This window comes from Nocardioides sp. dk884, from assembly GCF_009557055.1.
Taxonomy (GTDB): domain Bacteria; phylum Actinomycetota; class Actinomycetes; order Propionibacteriales; family Nocardioidaceae; genus Nocardioides.
The window spans coordinates 2,959,834-2,980,670 of the sequence record NZ_CP045649.1; the positions used below are offsets into that span (position 1 = coordinate 2,959,834).

The 20,837-nt window shown below is 71.4% G+C and carries 25 protein-coding genes; 6 read left to right on the top strand and 19 right to left on the bottom strand.

Features of this window, described 5'->3' with window-relative positions:
- On the top strand, window positions 1-315 hold the full coding sequence (locus tag GFH29_RS14230) for a DUF952 domain-containing protein (protein WP_153324479.1): 315 nt from the start codon (window positions 1-3) through the stop codon (window positions 313-315).
- A gap of 40 nt (window positions 316-355) precedes the next feature.
- Window positions 356-1,489 (top strand): hypothetical protein, encoded by a 1,134-nt coding sequence (locus GFH29_RS14235; RefSeq protein WP_153324480.1) that lies wholly within the window; start codon window positions 356-358, stop codon window positions 1,487-1,489.
- An 18-nt stretch (window positions 1,490-1,507) separates the two neighbouring features.
- On the opposite strand, the gene GFH29_RS14240 is transcribed toward GFH29_RS14235, so the two are convergent.
- Both GFH29_RS14240 and GFH29_RS14245 read right to left on the bottom strand, forming a co-directional pair.
- The gene (locus tag GFH29_RS14240) at window positions 1,508-2,617 is read right to left on the bottom strand and encodes an ATP-binding protein (protein WP_153324481.1); all 1,110 of its coding nucleotides are present in this window, start codon (window positions 2,615-2,617) and stop codon (window positions 1,508-1,510) included.
- Between the two features lie 56 nt (window positions 2,618-2,673).
- A complete protein-coding gene (locus GFH29_RS14245; RefSeq protein ID WP_153324482.1) occupies window positions 2,674-3,579 on the bottom strand; it encodes an FAD-dependent oxidoreductase in 906 nt (301 codons plus the stop codon).
- A gap of 136 nt (window positions 3,580-3,715) precedes the next feature.
- Between GFH29_RS14245 and GFH29_RS14250 the strand changes: the two genes are divergently transcribed.
- Window positions 3,716-4,768 (top strand): alpha/beta hydrolase, encoded by a 1,053-nt coding sequence (locus GFH29_RS14250; RefSeq protein ID WP_153324483.1) that lies wholly within the window; start codon window positions 3,716-3,718, stop codon window positions 4,766-4,768.
- A 34-nt stretch (window positions 4,769-4,802) separates the two neighbouring features.
- On the opposite strand, the gene GFH29_RS14255 is transcribed toward GFH29_RS14250, so the two are convergent.
- From GFH29_RS14255 to GFH29_RS14265, 3 genes are all read right to left on the bottom strand, one after another.
- The gene (locus GFH29_RS14255) at window positions 4,803-5,327 is read right to left on the bottom strand and encodes a ferritin (RefSeq protein WP_153324484.1); all 525 of its coding nucleotides are present in this window, start codon (window positions 5,325-5,327) and stop codon (window positions 4,803-4,805) included.
- Window positions 5,328-5,381: 54 nt separating this feature from the next.
- On the bottom strand, window positions 5,382-5,591 hold the full coding sequence (locus GFH29_RS14260; RefSeq protein WP_153324485.1) for a hypothetical protein: 210 nt from the start codon (window positions 5,589-5,591) through the stop codon (window positions 5,382-5,384).
- A 77-nt stretch (window positions 5,592-5,668) separates the two neighbouring features.
- Window positions 5,669-7,690: a protein meaA gene (locus GFH29_RS14265; protein WP_153324486.1), complete on the bottom strand. Its 2,022-nt coding sequence runs from the start codon at window positions 7,688-7,690 to the stop codon at window positions 5,669-5,671.
- Between the two features lie 285 nt (window positions 7,691-7,975).
- Between GFH29_RS14265 and GFH29_RS14270 the strand changes: the two genes are divergently transcribed.
- From GFH29_RS14270 to GFH29_RS14280, 3 genes are read left to right on the top strand one after another with little or no spacing between them, the layout of a single operon-like run.
- Complete coding sequence (locus GFH29_RS14270) at window positions 7,976-8,290, top strand: STAS domain-containing protein (protein ID WP_153324487.1); 315 nt, start codon at window positions 7,976-7,978, stop codon at window positions 8,288-8,290.
- 54 nt (window positions 8,291-8,344) lie between these two features.
- A complete protein-coding gene (locus GFH29_RS14275; protein WP_153324488.1) occupies window positions 8,345-8,920 on the top strand; it encodes a cob(I)yrinic acid a,c-diamide adenosyltransferase in 576 nt (191 codons plus the stop codon).
- A gap of 4 nt (window positions 8,921-8,924) precedes the next feature.
- Entirely contained in the window at window positions 8,925-9,692 is a 768-nt protein-coding gene (locus tag GFH29_RS14280; RefSeq protein WP_153324489.1) for a hypothetical protein, read from the top strand.
- A gap of 19 nt (window positions 9,693-9,711) precedes the next feature.
- Here the strand turns inward: GFH29_RS14280 and GFH29_RS14285 are convergent, their stop codons facing one another.
- The 14 genes from GFH29_RS14285 to prmC all read right to left on the bottom strand — a co-directional run bounded on the left by GFH29_RS14285 (window position 9,712) and on the right by prmC (window position 20,832).
- Complete coding sequence (locus tag GFH29_RS14285; protein WP_153324490.1) at window positions 9,712-10,164, bottom strand: DUF2550 domain-containing protein; 453 nt, start codon at window positions 10,162-10,164, stop codon at window positions 9,712-9,714.
- Between the two features lie 97 nt (window positions 10,165-10,261).
- Complete coding sequence (locus GFH29_RS14290; protein WP_153324491.1) at window positions 10,262-10,666, bottom strand: F0F1 ATP synthase subunit epsilon; 405 nt, start codon at window positions 10,664-10,666, stop codon at window positions 10,262-10,264.
- Between the two features lie 2 nt (window positions 10,667-10,668).
- A complete protein-coding gene (gene atpD, locus GFH29_RS14295; RefSeq protein ID WP_153324492.1) occupies window positions 10,669-12,123 on the bottom strand; it encodes a F0F1 ATP synthase subunit beta in 1,455 nt (484 codons plus the stop codon).
- Window positions 12,124-12,128: 5 nt separating this feature from the next.
- Window positions 12,129-13,043, bottom strand: a complete 915-nt coding sequence (locus tag GFH29_RS14300; protein ID WP_153324493.1) for a F0F1 ATP synthase subunit gamma — start codon at window positions 13,041-13,043, stop codon at window positions 12,129-12,131.
- A 2-nt stretch (window positions 13,044-13,045) separates the two neighbouring features.
- Complete coding sequence (gene atpA, locus GFH29_RS14305) at window positions 13,046-14,680, bottom strand: F0F1 ATP synthase subunit alpha (RefSeq protein WP_153324494.1); 1,635 nt, start codon at window positions 14,678-14,680, stop codon at window positions 13,046-13,048.
- 43 nt (window positions 14,681-14,723) lie between these two features.
- The gene (locus GFH29_RS14310) at window positions 14,724-15,536 is read right to left on the bottom strand and encodes a F0F1 ATP synthase subunit delta (RefSeq protein WP_153324495.1); all 813 of its coding nucleotides are present in this window, start codon (window positions 15,534-15,536) and stop codon (window positions 14,724-14,726) included.
- Complete coding sequence (locus tag GFH29_RS14315) at window positions 15,536-16,075, bottom strand: F0F1 ATP synthase subunit B (RefSeq protein ID WP_153324496.1); 540 nt, start codon at window positions 16,073-16,075, stop codon at window positions 15,536-15,538. The genes GFH29_RS14310 and GFH29_RS14315 overlap by 1 nt, the downstream gene beginning before the upstream one ends.
- Window positions 16,076-16,103: 28 nt before the next feature.
- Window positions 16,104-16,322, bottom strand: coding sequence for an ATP synthase F0 subunit C (locus GFH29_RS14320; RefSeq protein WP_153324497.1), 219 nt, complete (start codon window positions 16,320-16,322; stop codon window positions 16,104-16,106).
- A gap of 83 nt (window positions 16,323-16,405) precedes the next feature.
- Window positions 16,406-17,170 carry a F0F1 ATP synthase subunit A gene (gene atpB, locus GFH29_RS14325; protein ID WP_153325801.1) on the bottom strand — a complete coding sequence of 255 codons (765 nt, stop codon included), beginning with the start codon at window positions 17,168-17,170 and terminating at the stop codon, window positions 16,406-16,408.
- Window positions 17,171-17,228: 58 nt separating this feature from the next.
- Window positions 17,229-17,462, bottom strand: a complete 234-nt coding sequence (locus tag GFH29_RS14330; protein WP_153324498.1) for an AtpZ/AtpI family protein — start codon at window positions 17,460-17,462, stop codon at window positions 17,229-17,231.
- Window positions 17,463-17,492: 30 nt separating this feature from the next.
- Window positions 17,493-17,984 (bottom strand): hypothetical protein, encoded by a 492-nt coding sequence (locus GFH29_RS14335; protein ID WP_153324499.1) that lies wholly within the window; start codon window positions 17,982-17,984, stop codon window positions 17,493-17,495.
- A 159-nt stretch (window positions 17,985-18,143) separates the two neighbouring features.
- On the bottom strand, window positions 18,144-19,295 hold the full coding sequence (locus GFH29_RS14340; RefSeq protein ID WP_153324500.1) for an MraY family glycosyltransferase: 1,152 nt from the start codon (window positions 19,293-19,295) through the stop codon (window positions 18,144-18,146).
- A gap of 5 nt (window positions 19,296-19,300) precedes the next feature.
- Window positions 19,301-19,960, bottom strand: a complete 660-nt coding sequence (locus tag GFH29_RS14345; protein WP_153324501.1) for an L-threonylcarbamoyladenylate synthase — start codon at window positions 19,958-19,960, stop codon at window positions 19,301-19,303.
- A 5-nt stretch (window positions 19,961-19,965) separates the two neighbouring features.
- Window positions 19,966-20,832, bottom strand: a complete 867-nt coding sequence (prmC, locus tag GFH29_RS14350; RefSeq protein WP_228387505.1) for a peptide chain release factor N(5)-glutamine methyltransferase — start codon at window positions 20,830-20,832, stop codon at window positions 19,966-19,968.
- Between the last annotated feature and the right edge of the window lie 5 nt (window positions 20,833-20,837).

The window sequence follows — 20,837 nt, forward strand, 5'->3', positions numbered from 1 at the left end:
ATGCGGATCTTCCACGTCGCGACCCGCGCCGACTGGGAGGCCGCGCAGGCGTCCGGCGCCTACACGACGTCCACCCGCGGGGTGAGCCTCGAGCAGCAGGGCTACCTCCACGCCGCCCGCGCCGAGCAGTGGGAGGCGGTGCGCGCGACGTACTACGCCGACGTCACCGAGCCGCTGGTGCTGCTCGAGATCGACACCGACCTGCTCGACGTGCCGGTCGTCGAGGAGCCGCCGACGTCCGGGGCGACGGAGACCTTCCCGCACGTGTACGGCGCGCTCTCGCCCGCCGCCGTCGTCGCGGTCCGCGCGATCTGAGCCGGCCCGAGCGGGGATCCTCCCGTGTACGGTGCCAGCCATGACGCTGCGGCCCGCCCTCGTCGGCGTGCTCGTGGTGCTGCTCGCGGCCTGCACGACGACGACCGGCGAGCCGGCCGACGATCCTCCGTCTCCGAGATCCGCGGCCGGCGCACCGACCACCGCCAGGCCGCCGGTTCCGCAGGCCCAGGCACTCCCCCAGGACTGGGAGCGCGTCCCGTGGGTCGGCGGCCGCCGTACGACGGCACCGGGGGCCGCCACGGAGCTCCCGAGCATCCTGGTCGACCCCCGGCCCGCCCGCCTGGTCCACCACCCCACCGAGCGCTGGGAGGACCGCGACGGATGGGCGGGGGAACGTCTGTTCTTCCTCGGGACCGACGACCGCTGGCGATCCCTCGACCTGGACGACCTCGGGCTGCCGAACGGCTCCTGGCCGGGACCGGACACCTACGGCGCGGGCTCGCTCTCCCACGACGGGCGGTGGTGGGCGGGCCAGGCGCACGCGGGCGTCGTGCTGCTCGACCTGCGCAGCGGCGCCGTGAGGTACGCAGCCCTCCCGCCCGGTCGCGTCCACGTCGCCCACGTGCGGTGGATCCCGGGTCGAGACGTCGTGTCCGCGAGCGCCGCACGCGGGGGGTCCTCCCGGTACGACACCTTCCACGTCGACACCACCGGGCGGGTGACACCGGCGCGCTACCCGGGGTGGCGCACCACGTTCGACGTCGACGGCACGCCGGTCGAGGCGACCGGCGTCGGCCGCGACCGGCTCAGGTTCACGCGCTGGCAGGGCGCCCAGGGCGCCCACGCCGAGGCGAGGATCCTCACCCCCGGCCTCGAGCTCCCGCGGCTGATGCGCCGCTACGTCTTCCCGGTCCTCGGTCCCGGCGAGGTCGCGCTCCTGGCCGCCGCTCGCAGCTGGCCCGCCCTCGCGCCGGTGCAGGTGTGGGCGCTGGACAAGCGCACGGGCGCGATCACCGCCCGGCTGAGGGTGCCCGCGACCACCGACGTCGTCGGCTGGACCGAGGAGGGGACGCTCCGGCTGCTGCTGGAGAACCGCCGCCTGGTCGAGTGGCACCCGAGGAGCGGCCGGGTGCAGCGGCTGCTGGAGCTGCCGGGACCCTATCCGGCCCCGGCCGAGTGGGCCGCCGCGACCGTCGCCTTCCCGGCCGGCTGACGGCTCAAGACCACTCGCTCAGACCGAGGCGGTCTCGCGCCCGTCGTGCCCGCTGTAGCGCAGCCGGACCCGGAACGTGCTGCCGCGGCCCCGTTCGCTCTCCACGGCGACGGTCCCGTCGTGGGCGGCCACCAGCTTCTGCACGATCGAGAGCCCGAGGCCGGCGCCCTGCACCTGGGCGGCGACCGCGCTCGGGGTGCGGTAGAGACGCTCGAACAGGCGCGGCAGCTCCTCGGGCTCCACCCCGACGCCCGTGTCGGTCACCTGGAGCACCGGGTCGCCGTCGTGCTCGCACACCCGCACGGTGACCCGCCCGCCCGCCGGGGTGAACTTCACTGCGTTCGTCAGCAGGTTCTCCAGCACCTGCACCAGCCGGTCGTGGTCGCCGGAGACCGCCGGCACCCGCTCGGCCTCGAGGAGCAGCTCGACCCCGGCGGCGCGGGCGGCGGGGATCTGGTCGGTGACCACGTGCCCGGCCATCGCCGCCAGGTCCATCGGGGCACGCTGCACCCGCAGCCGCTCCCCGTCGAGGAACGCCATCGTGAGCAGGTCGTCGACCAGCCGCAGCTCGCGCGCGGCGTTGCGCCGGATCACCTCGACCAGCCGGCGGGCACGGGCGCCGACCTCCTCCTCGGGCAGGTCGGCCAACAGTTCGGAGTAGCCGATGACCGAGGTCAGCGGGGTGCGCAGCTCGTGGGAGACGGTCGCGATCAGCTCGTCGCGCAGCCGGTCGGCCTCGGCCTCCATCCGGCGGCGCTCGCTGATGTCGCGCAGCGCGGCGGACACCAGCAGCCCGCTCTCGGTCTCCAGCGGGGACAGCGAGATCTCGACCGGCACCTCGTGACCGTCTCGGTGGACGGCGCACAGCTGGAGCGAGGAGCTCATCGGCCGCGCGCTCGGATGGCGCACGAAACCCTCGCGCCGGTGGGGGTGCGTCGCACGAAAGCGCATCGGGACGAGCACCTCGACCGGTTGGCCGACCAGCTCCTCGCGACGATGGCCGAGCACCCGCTCGACCTGGCGGTTGACCAGCACGATCGTGCCGTCCGCGTCGACGATCACCGTCGGGTCGGGCGCCGCGTCGAGCAGCTCCCGGAACAGCCCACTCTTGAGCTCGGGCCGATGCACGCGGGGAAGCGTACGTGCTCGGGGGTAATACCGCTCCGGGCGGGGCCGGGCGGGGCTCAGTCGACGAGTCCGGCGACCTCCTCGGCGCACCCCCAGGCGAGGGTGACACCTGCGCCGCCGTGGCCGTAGCAGTGGACCACCCGCCCGACCCGCTCCAGGCGCACGGTCGGTCGCACCGGACGCAGCCCGACCCGGTGACGCAGCACCCGGGCGCCCACCAGCTCCGGCACGAGCGCGGTCGCGCGCCGCAGGATCGACTCCGCGACGACGGGGTCCGGGGTGCGGCTCCAGACGCCCTCCTCATCGGTGCCGCCGAGGATGATCTCGCGCTCGCGCGGCACGACGTACGTCGGTCCGGCGGCGTCGAGCCACCACTCCTCCAGGCCGACCTGCTCGACGTGGACCACCTGGCCCCGCACCGGCTCGACCGCCTTGTCAGCGGCGAGCAGCCGGGTGCCGATCCCGGCGCAGTCGACCACGACGTCGGCGCCGGTGGGCAGCGCGGCGAGGTTGAGGCGGGTGATCGTGCCGCCGAGCTCGGCCACCCGCGCGGTGAGCCAGCGCAGGTGCACCGGCATGTCGACCACCGGCGCCACGAACGACCAGCCGCCGGCGTACCCGGGCGGCAGCGCGCGCGGCGCCTCCAGGAGGGGGACCGCGCTCGCCCACCACGGCGACCCGGCCGCCTCCCGCAGCACCTCGGTCCCCCGCCGCAGGCGTACGCCGGCGTCCGGCTCGTCCACGGCCAGGCCGGCGAGCACCTCCCGGGAGCGGGCGGCCCAGGCGGTGACCCGGTCCTGCGGCAGCGCCCGATAGGGGTACCACAGCGCCGCGGCGATCGCCGACGTCGTCTCCAGCGGGAGGTCGCGCGCCACGACGTCCACGCGGTGCCCCGCCTCGAGCAGCCGCACGGCCGCCGTCAGGCCGATCACCCCGGCCCCCACCACGATCACCCGGCTCACGCGCACCTCCGACTCGTCTCGCTCTGACCTGGGGCGCCTTCCGGGGCCCGTCACGAGGCAGTGTCGCGCATCGAGGAGACGCGGGTCACACCGCGCCGCCCTGGGACGCGGTGGTTGCTTGACATATTTTCACCGCATGTCGCCTCGCCTGCTGTGCGCCCTCGCGCTCGTCCTCGGCCTCGGTGTCTCGGCGCCCGCGGCGACCGCCGCCCCGACCGCCGCCCCGGACCCTCGGCCGGGGACCACCCGCGTGGTCTCACGCCCGGTGGTCTTCGAGCTGGACCACGGCACCAGTGCGGTGGGCTGCTCGGCGGACGGCCGGCTGCACCAGGTGCGCGGCCGGCTGGTCGGGCCGCGCGACGCGGTCCTCGGCCGGGCCGGGACGGTGCGCCTCAACGTCTTGGTGCACGGCGTCGCCACCGCCGGTTGGGCCTGGCACCTGCGCGAGCGCCCCGCACACGACTACGCCACCCGCCTGGGCCGGCACGGCGAGCTGTCGCTGGTGCTCGACCGGCTCGGGTACGGCGCCAGCCCGCTCGAGAACGGCGCCGCGACCTGCCTGTCCGCGCAGTCCAGCATGCTGCACCAGGTGGTCCAGCACGTCCGCAGCGGGAACTACTCCTTCGTCCGGGGCGAGGGGTCGCCCAGTCGCGCGGCCTCGGTGGTGCTGCACGGGCACGGCACCGGCGCGATGCTGGCGCAGCTGGAGGCGGGCAACCACGACGACGTCGACGGCCTGGTGCTGATGTCCTTCGGCGCCGCCACCACCTCCCCCGCGCGCCGCGAGCTGGGCAGGCTCGTGGGCGCCTGCCTGCACGAGGACCGCGTCGGGGTCGGGACGACGGCGGCCGAGTACCGCTCGCTCCTGCTCGCCTCGGCGGCGCCGGGCGTGCGGAAGGCAGCGCTGCGCCGCCGGGCCGAGGCGCCGTGCGGCGAGGTCACCAGCATCGCCAGAGGGCGGGTGCAGGCCGCATTGGCCGGCCACTCGGTCGACGCCCCGGTGCTGCTGATGCGCGGCTCGCGAGACGCGCTCGTCTCCGGCGCCGCGGTGCGCTCGCAGTCCGCGGCGTACCCCCGCGGGGTGGAGGTCACGACGCGCACGGTCCACGGTGCGGGCAGCCTGCTGCCGCTGGAGCGTCAGGCCCCGCAGGTACGGCGCACGGTGCTGCGCTGGCTGCGCGCGCTCTGAGCCGCGGTCGATCAGCGCAGCCCCGCGCCGCGGGTCAGGCGCCGGCGATGCGCGGCGCAGTCGGGTCGGCGTCGCCGCCGCCCTGCTCGCGTGCGACGTAGTCCTCGAGGTCCTCGACGTCGTCGCGGTTGCGGATCGCCACGGCCAGCAGGTCCGACATCGTCGCGACCTCCTCGACCTGCTCCTTGATGAACCACTGCATGAACTGCTCGGAGGCGAAGTCGTGCTCCTCGCGGGCGACGCGCAGCAGGTCGTTGATCTGCTCGCTGACCCGCTTCTCCTGCTCCAGGGCAAGCCGGATCGGCGCGACGACGTCCTCGAAGTGCGCGACCGGCGCCTCGGCGCCGGGGATCTCGACCTCCGCGTCGGTGTCGAGGAGGTACTGCACCATCATCATCGCGTGGTCGCGCTCCTCGAGCGCCTGGGCGTAGAAGAACGCGGCCATGCGCGGCATCGTCAGCGCGTCGTAGTGCACCGCGCAGGCGAGGTACTGGTTGTGGGCGGCGAACTCGTTGCCGATCTGGGCGTTGAGCTGCGCGGCGAAACGGGGGGCGACCATCAGTGGCTCCTGGGTGGAGGGGGACTCGGGAGGAGGCCGCCACGAGCAGAGCGCTCAGGCGACCTCGGCAAGCTTCTTCTTGGTGACCTTCTTGCCGTCAACCCGCACGAGCTTGCGCTTCTTGACCGTATACCCCGCCGGCAGCGTGCCCTCCTTCAGCATCCGCAGCGGGCAGCGCCCGCACTTGGACTTGGACTCGCAGCACTCCAGCTTCGGAAGCTTGCGGACCTCCTTGGAGGGGTCCTTCGCCTTGCCCTTCGCCATGACCCGCACGCTAGCAGCATTCCCTTAGGTATGCCTTACCTATGCCGGACTATTTTCCGGGCGCCCCGGCCGGGGCCTCAGTCCAGGCCGTGGGCCCGGCGGATGACGTCGACGATGCCGCCCATGATCTCGGTGAGCCCGAAGTCCTTCGGCGTGTAGACGCCCGCGACGCCGAGCTCGCGCAGCCGGCGCCCGTCGGAGTCGGGGATGATCCCGCCGACGATCACCGGCACGTCCTCGGCCCCGGCCTCTCGCAGCCCGTCGAGCACCGCCGGCACCAGCTCCATGTGCGAGCCGGACAGGATCGAGAGGCCCACGCAGTGCACGTCCTCGGCCACGGCCGCGCCGACGATCTGCTCCGGGGTCAGCCGGATGCCCTGGTAGACCACCTCGAACCCCGCGTCGCGCGCGCGTACGGCGACCTGCTCGGCGCCGTTGCTGTGCCCGTCGAGGCCGGGCTTGCCGACCAGCAGCCGCAACCGGCCGCCGAGCTCCTCGCCGGTGGCCCGCACCCGCTCCCGGACGGCGGCGAGGTCGGCGCCCGGGGATGCCACCCCGACCGCCCCGCTGACCCCGGTGGGAGCGCGGAACTCGCCGAACACCTCGCGCAGGGTGCCGGCCCACTCCCCCGTGGTGGCACCGGCGCGCGCCGCGACCAGCGTGGCCGCCATCAGGTTCGCGTCGGTCTTCGCGGCGGCCGCGAGCGCGTCCAGGGCGCGGGCGACCTCCGCCTCGTCGCGCTCGGCCTTCCAGGCCGTCACGCTGTCGATCGCCGACTGCTCGGCGGCCGGGTCGGCCGCCATGATCGCCGCGTCCAGGTCCGCGGTCAGCGGCGAGGGCTCGGTGGTCTCGTAGCAGTTGACCCCGACGATGCGCTCCTCGCCGGACTCGATGCGCGCACGCCGGGCCGCGTGGCTGGCGACCAGTGCCTGCTTCATGTAGCCGGACTCGACCGCCGCGACGGCGCCGCCCATCTCCTGCACCCGCTCGATCTCCGCGCGGGCGCCCTCGACGAGCTCGGCCACCTTGGCCTCGATCACGTGGGAGCCCTCGAAGATGTCGTCGTACTCCAGCAGGTCGGACTCGACGGCGAGCACCTGCTGCAGCCGCAGCGACCACTGCTGGTCCCAGGGGCGCGGCAGACCGAGCGCCTCGTTCCAGGCAGGCAGCTGCAGCGCGCGCGCACGCGCGTTCTTCGACAGCGTCACGCCCAGCATCTCCAGCACGATGCGCTGCACGTTGTTCTCCGGCTGCGCCTCGGTGAGGCCGAGGGAGTTCACCTGCACGCCGTAGCGGAAGCGGCGCATCTTCGGGTCCGTGACGCCGTAGCGCTCTGCGGTGATCTCCTCCCACAGCTGCACGAAGGCGCGCATCTTGCAGGTCTCCTCGATGAACCGCACGCCTGCGTTCACGAAGAACGAGATGCGCCCGACGACCTTCTCGAAATCATCCTCCGAGACCTGCCCGGACGCCTTCACCGCATCCAGCACGGCAATCGCGGTGCACAGCGAGTACGCCAGCTCCTGCGTCGGCGTCGCGCCGGCCTCCTGCAGGTGGTAGCTGCAGATGTTGATCGGGTTCCACTTCGGGATCTGGTGGACCGTGTAGGCGATCATGTCGCTGATCAGGCGCAGGGAGTGCTCGGGGCCGAAGACGTAGGTGCCCCGGGAGAGGTACTCCTTGATGATGTCGTTCTGGGTCGTGCCGGCCAGCTGGGCGGCGACGTCCTCGGGCGACAGGTCGGGGTTCTGCTCCTCCGCGACGACCTGGTACATCGCCAGCAACCACATGGCCGTGGCGTTGATCGTCATCGAGGTGTTCATCTCGGTGAGAGGGATGGAGTCGAAGAGCTTGCGCATCTCACCCAGGTGCGGGACCGGTACGCCGACCTTGCCGACCTCACCGCGCGCCAGCGGGTCGGTCGGGTCGTAGCCGGTCTGCGTGGGCAGGTCGAAGGCGACCGACAGCCCGGTCTGGCCCTTCGCGAGATTGGTCCGGTACAGCGCGTTGGAGGCCTCGGCAGTGGAGTGGCCGGCGTAGGTCCGCATCACCCACGGGCGGTCCTTCGCGGGACGATCCGGGCTGTGGTTCTCGCTCATGGGGGAAGGGTAGGGCGCGACCTACCCTTTGGTAACTACCTGTGGCCTTCCCGACATTCTCGCCACCCGTCTGGACATCGCCGTCGATCCCGGGGCCGGAAGCGCATGCCCGGACGGTCTTCGGGAGAAGGGTCCGGCACCGGGTGCGCTCATTTCATAGATACGCAATGCAGGAAATAGCGGCCCGGCGTGCAACCAAATAGTGCCGCGAGGCGTCATTCTCGGTGAAGGAACTCACCACGGGCGCTAGCGGGGCGCATTTCTCGGGAGACGGGCGAAGAAAAGATGGAGATCCACTCAGACGGACCGGCTCTCGTGCTCAGCGGCGATTTCGACGTGCGCAGCACCAGCGTGGTCCGCCAGGCGCTCTACGCCCACCTCGACGCGCGTGGCGAGGGCGAGGTCGTCGTCGACCTCACCGACGTGCACGTCGTGGACCTGACCGCGCTGAAGGTGCTGGCCCTCGCCAGCCGACGCGCCCACGAGGACCACGGCCAGCAGCTCGTCCTGCGCGGCTGTGGCCCCGCCGTGCGCCGGATGCTGCACAAGAGCCGCCTGATCCGCGTCCTCGAGGTCGAGCGCACCGCGATCCCCGCCTGAGCGAGGCCGCCCCACCGGGCCGGGGCCCGCGCCCACGGGCACTAGCCTCATGCCATGGTCAACCTCACCAGGATCTACACCCGCACCGGCGACGGCGGCGAGACCCGTCTCGGCGACATGAGCCTCACCACCAAGAACGACCTGCGCCTGCACGCCTACGCCGACGTGGACGAGTCCAACGCCGTCATCGGCGTCGCGATCGCGACCGGCGGCCTCTCCGCGGACGTCGAGCGCGTGCTGACCCGCATCCAGAACGACCTCTTCGACGTCGGCGCCGACCTGTGCACTCCCGTCGTGGCGGACCCCGAGTACCCGCCGCTGCGCATCGAGCAGGCCTACATCGATCGTCTCGAGGCATGGTGCGACGAGTACAACGAGCAGCTGCCCGCGCTGCGCTCGTTCATCCTCAACGGCGGTACGCCGGCCGCCGCGCAGCTGCACGTCGCCCGCACCGTCGTACGCCGGGCCGAGCGGGCCGGCTGGGCGGCGTTCGAGGCGCACGGGGAGGTCATGAACAAGCTCGCCCTCGCCTATCTCAACCGGCTCTCCGACCTGCTGTTCATCCTGGCCCGGCACGCCAACGGCGTGGAGGGCGACGTGCTGTGGGTCCCCGGCGGCGAGCGGGACTGAGCCGATGACTCCTGAACGCTTCTGGGACCTGATCGACTCCCTCGAGGGGGTCGCCGACGACGCGTCCTGCGAACGCCTGGACCTGCAGCTGCAGCGCACCGGGGAGGGCGACGCCTTCGCCGACGAGGTGGAGGTCCACGTCGCGGACCTGCTGCGCCACTGCACGGTCCCCGCCGACCTTCCCGAGGACAGCGAGGAGTGGCTCGCCGCAGCGGTGGTCGCAGCCGGCCGCGACGCCTACGAGGCGACCATCGCCGCGGGTGGGGAGATCGACGCCGCACGCTGGCGCTGGCGCGACGCCGAGGCGCTGCTGGTCACCGGCTGGAGCAGTCACGCCGCCGCCGTCGACCCCACGCCTCGCGACCACGACCCCGGGTTCCCGGTGACCCTGCAGTGGAAGGTCGCCGCTCCCCCGCCGGGGGTCTACACCAGCTACGGCGTGGACGACCTGGGCGACGACCCCGCACACGGGGTGGTCGCGAGCTCGGATCCCGCGTGGGACCAGGCACGGCGCGACCTCAGCGCCGACCCGGCGCTGATGGAGGAGCTGGCCGGCCTCGACTGGCTCGACCTGCACCTCGTGGTCCGCGACGGCGAGGAGGTCACCGAGCCCGAGCTGCGCCCCTATCCCTCACCCGACGCCGTGCGCGCGGTCGTGCTGGTCGTCCCGCAGTCCTTGTTCGCCGACGCCGACGCCGGCGCCCGGGCCGAGGCCTACGCCGAGGCCGTGCAGGCGATGGTCGCGGGGCTCGCCGGACGCATCCAGCGCTGACCCGTCCTCCCGGGACCGATCAGGCGCGGCGGCGCGTCGACCAGTCGGTCCCGGGCGGACGCGCCTCGAGCCAGGACTGGAAGCCGGTGAGCGAGGCCGTGCTCATCGCGAGCTCGACCGGACCGTCCGGGCTGGCGCAGCCGATGATGACGTGGTCGGGGTACAGCGACATCTCCTCGTGGCCCTCCGGCACCCGGCGTACCTCATAGCTCAGCGCCGAGCGGTCCCAGCTGCGCTTCGGGCGCGGGGACAGCGAGAAGATCCGGAACCACTCCAGCCGCTCACCGGAGTAACGGCCCAGGCCGAGCACCCAGCCACGGCCGGGGCGGTCGGCGCGCATCCGGTAGCTGAGCTCGAAGGTGCCGCCGTCGCGCGAGAGGAACCGGCGTCGCAGCACCAGGCCCAGACCGTAGGCGAGCACGAGGAGCACCAGGACGCCGGCGATGTCCAGCACCCACTGCCACAACGGCATCTGCACTCCTGGGGATAAACACGTCGACCGGTGTCCGTCACCCTACTGGGCAACAGACACCGGTCGGCGTCGGGGTCGGAACCGGAGGACCGGTGTCCTAGGAGGCGCGCTCCACGGCGCGGATGCGAGCCTCGGCGCGACGGATGTGCGTCTCGGCCTCGCTCGGCTCCACGATGGCGTACGCCGCCTCCAGGTCGGCACGCGCCGCGTCCACGTCGATCTCGTGAGACAGCAGGGCGTGCGGGGACAGGATCGAGACCCGGTTGTCCGCGACGGACAGGAAGCCACCGTCCGCCACGGCGAACACGATCTCATCACCCGTCGTGATGATCTCCACTACGGCGTCCACGAGCAGCGAGAGCATCGGCGTGTGCCCGGGGAGCACACCCACGTCACCCTCGGTGGTGCGGGCGATGACCATCTCGGCCCCGCCCGACCACACCACGCGATCGGCCGCGACGAGCTCCACGTGCAGAGCGCTGCCGTTGTCCTGGGCGGCCATGATCAGAGGTTCTTCTGGATCTCGGCCCACTTGGCCTCGACGTCGTCGAGGCCACCGCACATGAAGAACGCCTGCTCCGCCACGTGGTCGTACTCGCCGTCGGCGATGAGGTTGAACGCCTCGATCGTGTCGGCGATCGTGACCGTCGAACCCTCGATGCCGGTGAACTGCTTGGCGACGTAGGTGTTCTGCGACAGGAACCGCTGGATGCGGCGCGCGCGGGAGACGATGATCTTGTCCTCTTCGGACAGCTCGTCGACACCCAGGATCGCGATGATGTCCTGCAGCTCCTTGTTGCGCTGCAGGATCTGCTTGATCCGGATCGCGCAGTCGTAGTGCGCCTGCCCGATGTACTGCGGGTCGAGGATCCGCGACGTCGAGGTCAGCGGGTCCACTGCCGGGTAGATACCGACCGAGGCGATCTCGCGGGAGAGCTCCGTGGTCGCGTCCAGGTGGGCGAAGGTGGTCGCCGGCGCGGGGTCGGTGTAGTCGTCGGCGGGCACGTAGATCGCCTGCATCGAGGTGATCGAGTGACCGCGCGTCGAGGTGATCCGCTCCTGCAGGACGCCCATCTCGTCAGCCAGGTTGGGCTGGTAGCCCACGGCGGAGGGCATGCGACCCAGCAGGGTCGAGACCTCGGAGCCGGCCTGGGTGAAGCGGAAGATGTTGTCGATGAACAGCAGGACGTCCTGCTGCTGCACGTCACGGAAGTACTCCGCCATGGTGAGCGCGGAGAGCGCGACGCGCAGACGCGTGCCCGGCGGCTCGTCCATCTGGCCGAAGACGAGGGCGGTCTGTCCGAGGACGCCCGCCTCCTCCATCTCGACCATCAGGTCGTTGCCCTCACGGGTGCGCTCGCCGACACCGGCGAACACCGACACACCGCCGTGGTTGCGGGCCACACGCGCGATCATCTCCTGGATGAGCACGGTCTTGCCCACGCCCGCGCCGCCGAACAGGCCGATCTTGCCGCCCTGCACGTACGGCGTCAGCAGGTCGATGACCTTGATGCCGGTCTCGAACATCTCGGTCTTCGACTCGAGCTGGTCGAAGGCCGGCGCCTTGCGGTGGATGCCCCAGCGCTCGTTGACCTCGAAGGTCTCACCCGGCGCGAGGTTCAGCACCTCGCCGGTGGTGGTGAACACCTTGCCGAGCGTGGCGTCGCCGACGGGGACCATGATCGGGTTCCCGGTGTCGCGCACCGCAGTGCCACGGACCAGGCCGTCGGTCGGCTTCAGCGAGATCGCGCGGACCATGCCGTCGCCGATGTGCTGGGCGACCTCGAGCGGGAGGACGGTCTGCTCCCCGTTGAGGGTCACCTCGACCTCGAGCTTGTTGTAGATCTCCGGCATGTTGTCGACGGGGAACTCCACGTCGACGACCGGGCCGATCACGCGGGCGACGCGGCCGACACCCGTAGCGCCGGTCTGGTTGGTCTCTTCAACCGTTGCAGTCATGTCTCTCACTCACTCCCGGCGTTCGCATCGGCCAGCGCGTTGACGCCACCGACGATCTCGCTGATTTCCTGGGTAATGCCGGCCTGGCGGGCTTGGTTGGCGATGCGGGTGTACTTCTTGATGAGCTCCTCGGCGTTGTCCGTGGCCGACTTCATCGCCTTCTGACGCGCGGCGAGCTCGGAGGCCGCCGCCTGCAGGAGAGCGAAGAAGATCCTGCTCTGAACGTACTGCGGAAGCAGCGCGTCGAGCACCTCTGACGCGGACGGCTCGAACTCGTAGAGCGGGAGCAGATCGGCCTCGGTCGGCTTGTCGTGGCCTTGAACGACCTCGAGCGGCATCAGCCGCATGGCCGTCGGCTCCTGGACCAGCATCGAGCGGAACCGGGTGTAGACCACGTGGACCTCATCGACCACGCCGTCCTCGTTGGGCTCCTTGAGGAAGGCGTCGATCAGCGCGGTGCCGATCTCGGCGGCGACCTCGTAGGAGGGCTGGTCGGAGAAGCCGGTCCACACGCGGGTCACCGGACGCTGGCGGAACTTGAAGTACGCCTCGCCCTTGCGGCCGGTGATGTACCAGTCGACCTCCTTGCCCTCCGCGCGCACCCGCTCAGCGAGGCGCTCGGCCTCCTTGAGCGCGCTCGAGGAGTAGGCACCGGCGAGGCCACGGTCGCTGGTCACGACCAGGATCGCGGCCCGCTTCGGGTTCTCGATCTCCTTGGTCAGGGGGTGGTCGACCTTGGAGAAGGTCGCCACCGCCGAGACCGCACGAGTCAGCTCGCGGGCGTACGGCGCTGCCGCCAGGGCCCGCTGCTGCGCCTTGATGATCCGGGACGCAGCAATGAGCTCCATGGCGCGCGTGATCTTCTTCATCGACTCCGTCGACTTGATCCGCGCGCGGTACTCACGCAGCGATACGGCCATGGTCAGCCCCGCTTCTGCTTGACGATCTGCTCCTGCTCGAGCGCGCCGTCCTCGAGGGCCTCAGCCTTCTCCGAGCCCGGCTTCACCGAGCCGCCGTCCGAGGTCTCGAACTGGTCGAGGAACGCCTCGTAGGCGGAGGTCAGACCAGCCTCGTCCTCGAACTTCTGCGTCTCGCGGATCGCGGACAGGATGCCCGTGTGCGAGCGGCGCAGGTAGTCGAGGAACTGGTTCTCGAAGCGCAGGACGTCGCCGACCGGCACCTTGTCGAGGCGACCGGTGGTGCCCAGCCACAGCGAGACCACCATCTCCTCGAGCGGGTACGGCGAGTACGCCGACTGCTTGAGCAGCGCCATCAGGCGCTGACCGCGGTCCAGCTGCTGACGCGAGGCGGCGTCGAGGTCGGAGGCGAACATCGCGAACGCCTCCATGGCGCGGAACTGCGCCAGGTCGACCTTGAGCGAGCCGGTGACGGCCTTCATCGCCTTGGTCATCGCCGCACCACCGACGCGCGACACCGAGACGCCGACGTCGATGGCCGGACGCTGGTTGGCCGCGAACAGGTCGGACTGCAAGAAGATCTGACCGTCGGTGATCGAGATGACGTTGGTCGGGATGAACGCCGAGACGTCGTTGGCCTTGGTCTCGATGATCGGCAGACCGGTCATCGAGCCCGCGCCCAGCTCGTCGGAGAGCTTCGCGCAACGCTCGAGCAGACGCGAGTGCAGGTAGAAGACGTCACCGGGGTAGGCCTCGCGGCCCGGCGGGCGACGCAGCAGCAGCGACACGGCGCGGTAGGCCTCGGCCTGCTTGGTCAGGTCGTCGAACACGATGAGGACGTGCTTGCCCTCGTACATCCAGTGCTGGCCGATGGCCGAGCCGGTGTACGGGGCGAGGTACTTGAAGCCGGCGCTGTCGGAGGCCGGGGACGCCACGATCGTGGTGTACTCCAGCGCACCGGCGGCCTCGAGCGCGCCACGCACGGAGGCGATGGTCGAGCCCTTCTGGCCGATGGCGACGTAGATGCAGCGAACCTGCTTGGTCGGGTCGCCCGACTCCCAGTTCTGCTTCTGGTTGATGATCGTGTCGATCGCGATCGTGGTCTTGCCGGTCGCGCGGTCACCGATGATCAGCTGACGCTGGCCACGGCCGATCGGGGTCATCGAGTCGATCGCCTTGATACCGGTCGCGAGCGGCTCGTGCACCGACTTGCGCTCGACCACGTTGGGAGCCTGCAGCTCCAGGGCGCGGCGGCCCGAGGTCTCGATCTCGCCGAGGCCGTCGATCGGGGTGCCGAGCGGGTCGACCACGCGTCCGAGGTAGCCGTCACCCACGGGAACCGAGAGGATCTCGCCGGTGCGGTGCACCGGCTGGCCCTCCTCGATGCCCTCGAAGTCACCGAGGATGACGACGCCGATCTCGCGGTCCTCGAGGTTCAGGGCCAGGCCCAGGGTGCCGTCCTCGAACTTGAGCAGCTCGTTCGCCATCGCCGACGGAAGCCCACTGACACGCGCGATGCCGTCGCCGGCCGATGCGACCGTCCCGACCTCTTCCTTGCTGGCCGCGTCGGGCTGGTAGTCGGCGACGTACTTCTGCAGCGCGTCGCGGATCTCGTCCGGACGGATGGAGAGCTCCGTCATCGTCGTTCCTTCTCTCTTTGGGTCTTCGAAGTGTTCGGGGTGGTCAGCCGACGAGTCGGCGGCGGGCGTCGTCGAGGCGGGTGGAGACAGTGCCGTCGATGACGTCGTCACCGATCTCGACACGGACGCCGCCCAGGACGGCCGGGTCGACCAGCAGGTTGAGATGGATCAGCCGGCCGTACTGGCGCGACAGCACGTCGCCCAGACGCCGCTGCTCGACCTCGGAGAGCGGACGGGCCACCCTCACGGTGGCGACGCTGCGCCCGTGCACCTCGGCAGCCACCTTCTGGTACTCCTCCAGGGCCACCGACACGGTGCGGTGGCTCCCGGAGACGGCCTGCTCGGCGAGCACGACCGTCGCCGGCAGCGAGCGCCCTTCCAGCAGCGAGCGCAGCAGGCTGGCCTTGTCGCTCACCGTCCGGGTGGGGTCGGCGAGCGCGTCGCGCAGGTCGGGGTTCTGCTTGATCGCCTGGCCGAGGGTGAAGATCTCGTCCGCGAGCCGGCCGGCGTCGTCACCGACGGACCGGACCAGCGCGACGACCCCGAGGTGCTCGAGAGCGTCGCCGAGGTCGCGGTTGGCGATCCAGCGGCGCGAGACCGCCGAACGCAGCAGCCCGAGCGCATCGGCACCGATCCTCGAGCCGAACACGTCGCCGACGAAGCCGGTACGCGCCTCGACGGGCGTCGACGCGTCGGTGACGAAGCGGCGCAGCGCACCTTCGGAGCGCAGCGTCGCCGCGACCGCGAAGAGCTCGCCGCCCACCGTCGCCGCGGCCGGACCGGACGTCATGGACTCCAGCTCCCCGGCCAGGGCGACGACGGCGTCGGCCGACGCGCCGCGGAAGGACTTCGTCATCAGTTGACCCCCGGCGTCCCGGCCTCGAGGTCGGCGAGGAAGCGCTCGACGACACGGCCCTGACGGACCTCGTCGTCCAGGCTCTCGCCGACGATGCGGCCAGCCAGCGTGGTGGCCAGCGTGCCGACCTCCACGCGCAGGCTGTTGACGGCCTGCTGGCGCTCCGCCTCGATCTGCGTCTTCCCGTGCTCGACGATCCGGGAAGCCTCGGCCTGGGCCTGCTCCCGCATCTCCGAGACGATCACAGCACCCTGCTCACGCGCCTCCTCACGGATGCGCGCAGCCTCGTGACGGGCGTCGGCGAGCTGCTTCTCCAGCTCGGCGAGCTTGGCGTCGGCCTCGGCCTGCTTGGTCTCGGCCGCCGACAGGCCGCCCTCGATCGCAGCCGTTCGCTCGGCGAAGGCCTTCTCGAAGTTGGGGACGACGAACTTCCTGATCGCCAGGAGCAGCACCAGGAAGACGGCGGCCCCCAGGATGATCTCCGAGACGTGCGGGATGAGCGGGTTCAGCTCTCCCGCGGCCTGGATCGATTCACGCATGGGTCACCTCGGTCTTGGGGGTCGCGCGTCAGGAAAGGACGAAGGCGAGCGCGATGCCGATGATCGCGAGCGCCTCGGCGAGCGCGAAGCCGAGGATGGCGATCGACTGCAGGCGCGACTGGGCCTCGGGCTGGCGGGCCACACCGTTGATGTAGGCCGCGAAGATCAGACCCACGGCGAGGGCGGGGCCGATCGTGGCGATGCCGTAGCCGAGCATGTTGAGCGAGCCGTTGATGTCACCATTCATGACGGTGAGTGTTCCTTTCGGTTTGGTACTGCGTGAGTTTCGTTTCTCGGGTGCTCACCGGCCCACTGGGCGCGGTGTGCTGCTCAGTGCTCGTCGGCGACAGCACCTGAGACGTACATGGCGGTCAGCAGCGTGAAGACGTAGGCCTGGAGGAACATGACCAGGAGCTCCAGGGCGGAGACTCCGAAGAACATGACCCAGGCGAGCACGCCGCCGATCGCGTTGATCGGGGAGAACGCCTCCAGGAGGAGGTACTCGCCACCGAGGGCGAAGAGGATCAGCAGGAGGTGGCCCGCGAACATGTTCGCGAACAGACGCAGGGCCAGGGTGACCGGGCGGACCAGGATGTTGGACAGGAACTCCAGCGGAGCGATCAGCAGGAGGACCGGGCCGCGCACGCCGGCCGGCACACAGGTGTGCTTGAGGTAGCCGAAGAAGCCGTGCTTCCAGATGCCCACACCGTTGTAGAGCAGCCAGCTCAGGGCCGCGAGGCCGTAGGCGTAGCCGGAGTGCGAGAACGTCGGGAACTGGATCAGCGGGACCAGGCCGAAGTAGTTGTTCACCAGCACGAAGGCGAAGAGGGTGAACAGGTACGGCACGAACTTCATGTAGTGCTCGGTGCCGATGATGTCACGGGCGATGCCGTTGCGGACACCGCTGTAGGCCCACTCACCGGCGTACTGGAGGCGACCGGGGACGATCGCCGCCTTCCGCGACGCCGCGTAGGTCACCGCGAAGATGAGGACCGCCGAGAGGACGATCATCACCATCGGCTTGGTGATCCCACCGACGATCGGGGGCAGGTCGAAGTCCGCGGGACCGGGGGGCGTGAAGCCGCCACTGGCCATGGGGACGAGCGCTGCTGCGAGGTTCCCAGCGATCAACGCCGTGTCTCCTTCATGTACGTCACTTCTTCGAGTCTGTGGGCGGCACGTGACCGAACTGCTTCACGACCATGTAGATGCCGAACCCGGCACCGATCAGGATGCCGATGGCCACCAGGAAGGTCGTCCCCAGCCAGCGGTCGGCCAGCCAGCCGGCACCGCCGTAGAGGAGCACTCCGGCCACGATCTGACTGAAGGCCTGCCACGGGTCCGGCTGGGGTCCCTGGCCGTTCTCCGGCGCGTCTTTCGAAGCCATTGCGCACCGGACTGTAGCAGTCGGAGATCCTCATCGATCCCCCGCGTCCGTGCTGGGGCCGGTGCGGCCCGCACCGCTCGCCGGAAGGTCGAAGACGGGGATGCGGGCACGGACGGTCCAGACGACCTGCGCGACCATCCACACCAGGGTGCCGCCGATGATCCCGCCGGCCAGCCAGACCCGGTCCAGGGTGTCCTCGACCAGGCCCGCCTCCTCGATCGCCACCAGGGCGAGGAGCAGCAGGAGCACCTGCAGGGCATAGGTCAGCAGCGCGAAGAGCATCGACGCCGACGGCATCAGACCGGCCACCGTGTGGACGGTGAAGGAGCCGAAGGAGAAGACCGCGACGGCGATCAGCGCCCCCACGAGAACCCCGAGGGCGGCGGCGGATCCGCCCACCAGCCCTCCGACCGCACAGGCCACGAGCCCGAGGCCCGCCGTCGTCGCCGCAGCCCACACCAGCACCCGCGCCCCGCTGTGGCGGTGCGGGTCGGCCGACAACGCGGTCGGCTTGGTCGGCATGGTCGTCGGCAAGATCGGCGGCCCGTCATTCGTGTGGCGGTCTGGCTGTGTCCCGGATGGCGCTCGGGTCACGGTCGCGGCCCGTCGGGGCCGCTCGTGAAAACTATCACAAGGTGCTCGGGCGGGGCCTCGCGCCCCCTCCGCAGCCCTGTCCGCGGGCTACTCGGGGGCGGGCTCGTCGAGCGCCTCGAGCAGCTTCGGCTTGTGCAGGACGGGCAGCAGGAAGGTCAGCGCGACGGTGAGCACGACGGCGATGCCGAGGGCGACCCAGACCCACGCCCCGCGGTAGAGCGAGGGGATCACGGTGCCGAAGGCGACCAGCGCGGCCCAGGTCCACATGATGAAGACCGCGCGGCGCTGGGAGTGGCCGATCTCCAGCAGCCGGTGGTGCAGGTGCTGCTTGTCCGGGGCGAACGGCGAGCGCCCCGCCCGCGTGCGTCGTACGACGGCCAGCACCAGGTCGAGCAGCGGCACGATGAGGATCGCGATCGGCAACAGCAACGGCAACAGCGTCGGCAGCAGGCTGGCCTGGGTGCCGGGCCCGCCCTCGGCGATCTGGGAGCCGGAGAACTGCCCGGTCAGCGTCACCGCGCTGGCCGAGAGCACCAGGCCGATCAGCATCGACCCGCTGTCGCCCATGAACAGGCGTGCCGGGTGGAAGTTGTGCACCAAGAACCCCGCGCACGCGCCGGCGAGGGAGACGCTGAGCAGCGCGGCGGTGGTGGCCCGGTCGGCGCTGTTGAGCCGGGTCAGCTCATAGCAGAAGACGAAGAACGCGATCGCCCCGATGCCGACCACGCCCGCGGCCAGGCCGTCGAGGCCGTCGACGAAGTTCACCGCGTTGACCGTCGCCACGACCACGAAGCCGGTCAGCAGCGCGCCCTGGGTGCCCTCGAGGGCGAACTGCTCCCCGTTGGTCCAGGGGAAGTAGAAGTACTGGATCCCGAAGAAGATGAGGAAGCCCGCGGCCAGCACCTGCCCGCCGAGCTTGGTGAGCGCGTCGAGCTCGAAGAGGTCGTCCAGGACGCCCACCGCGCAGATGAGCGCACCGGCGATCAGCACGATCCCGGCGTCCTTGAAGACGAACGGGCCGCCCAGGGAGAGGAACGGCAGCTCACGGGCGACCAGGTAGGCCGCCACCAGGCCGCCGAGCATCGCCAGGCCGCCGAGGTACGGGATCGGCTCGTCGTGCACGTCGCGGTCGCGCACCCGCGCGACAGCCCCGGTGCGCAGCGCGATCTCGCGGGCGAACACGGTCAGCAGCGAGGTGACCGCCGCGGCGACCAGGAAGACCAGGATGTACTCGCGCACCGGGCCTAGCCCTCGTCGACGAGGGCGGCGCCGAGCGGTTCCAGCACGGCGTTGAGGTCCTCCAGTGCCAGCGTGCCGCGGCGCAGCACCCGGCCCCGCTCCCCGGTGACGTCGATGATCGTCGAGGCCTCGCCGCCGGGCGAGCGCCCGGCATCCACGACGACCGCGACGGAGGTCCCCAGCATCTCCTCGGCCGTGTCGGCGTCGGTGGCCGCGGGCAGGCCGGTGGTGTTGGCCGAGCTGACGGCCAGCGGGCCGGTGCGCTCGAGGATCGCCAGGGCGACCGGGTGGTCGGGCATCCGCACCGCCACGGTGCCGCGGGTGTCGCCGAGGTCCCACTGCAGCGAGGTCTGCTGGTGGCACACCAAGGTGAGCGGGCCGGGCCAGAACTTCTCGACCAGCGCGCGCGCCCACGCGGGCACCCGCACCGCGAGGGCGTCGAGGGTGGTGGCGGAGCTCACCAGCACCGGCGGCGGCATCTCGCGCCCGCGCCCCTTGGCCGCGAGCAGCCCCGCGACCGCGGCCGGGTCGAAGGCGTCGGCGCCGATGCCGTAGACGGTGTCGGTCGGCAGCACGATCAGGTCCCCGCGGCGTACGGCGGTGGTCGCGGCGGCGACGGCCGCCTCGCGCTCGTCGTCGGTCGTGGTGGGGAAGCGCTCGGTCACGACACTCATCGTGCCAGCCGCGCCGTGAGGAAGCGCGCCCGGCCCGCGAGGTCGCGGTGGTCGCGGACGTCCGCCCAGCGTCCGGTCGCGGTGAAGACCGCCGGCGCCGACTCGCCCTGCACGTCGGCGTGCTCGGCGCCGACCACTCCCCCACGACGCAGCAGCACCGCCGCGCGCTGCTCGAGCACACGCAGCGCATCCAGGCCGTCCTGGCCGGAGAAGAGCGCGAGGTGCGGGTCGTGGTCGCGGGCCTCCGGGGCCACCGACTCCCAGGCTTCCAGCGGGATGTACGGCGGGTTGCAGGTCAGCACGTCGACGGTGCCGAGCAGCTCCTCGAAGGCGGTGGCCATGTCTCCCAGGCGAAGCTCGACGCCGGTGCCGGTGAGGTTGCGCTCGGCCCAGGCGTGCGCCGCGGGGTCCAGCTCGACGGCGTGCACCCGGGCGCCGGGCACCTCGTCGGCCAGCGCCTTGGCGACCGCGCCGGAGCCGGTGCACAGGTCCACGACGACGCACTCCCCCCGATCGGCCAGCACCTGCTCCGCCCGCTCCACGGCCCAGCCGGCGAGCAGCTCGGTCTCCGGTCGCGGCACGAACACGCCGGGGCCGACGGCCAGCTCGACATGGCGGAACCACGCGACGCCGGTGAGGTGCTGCAACGGCTCGCGGGCCGCGCGGCGCGTCACCAGCGCGAGGTAACGCTCGGCGTCGTCCGCGGCGACCTCGTCGACGAGCACCAGCGCGCCGCGGGTCGTGCCGAGCACGTGCGCGAGCAGCTCCGCGGCGTCGTGCTCGGGGCTGGCCACCTCGCCGGCCCGCAGCCGGGCGACACCGTCGGCGAGCAGGTCACGGCGGCGCAGGGGCGCGGCGTCCACCGGGC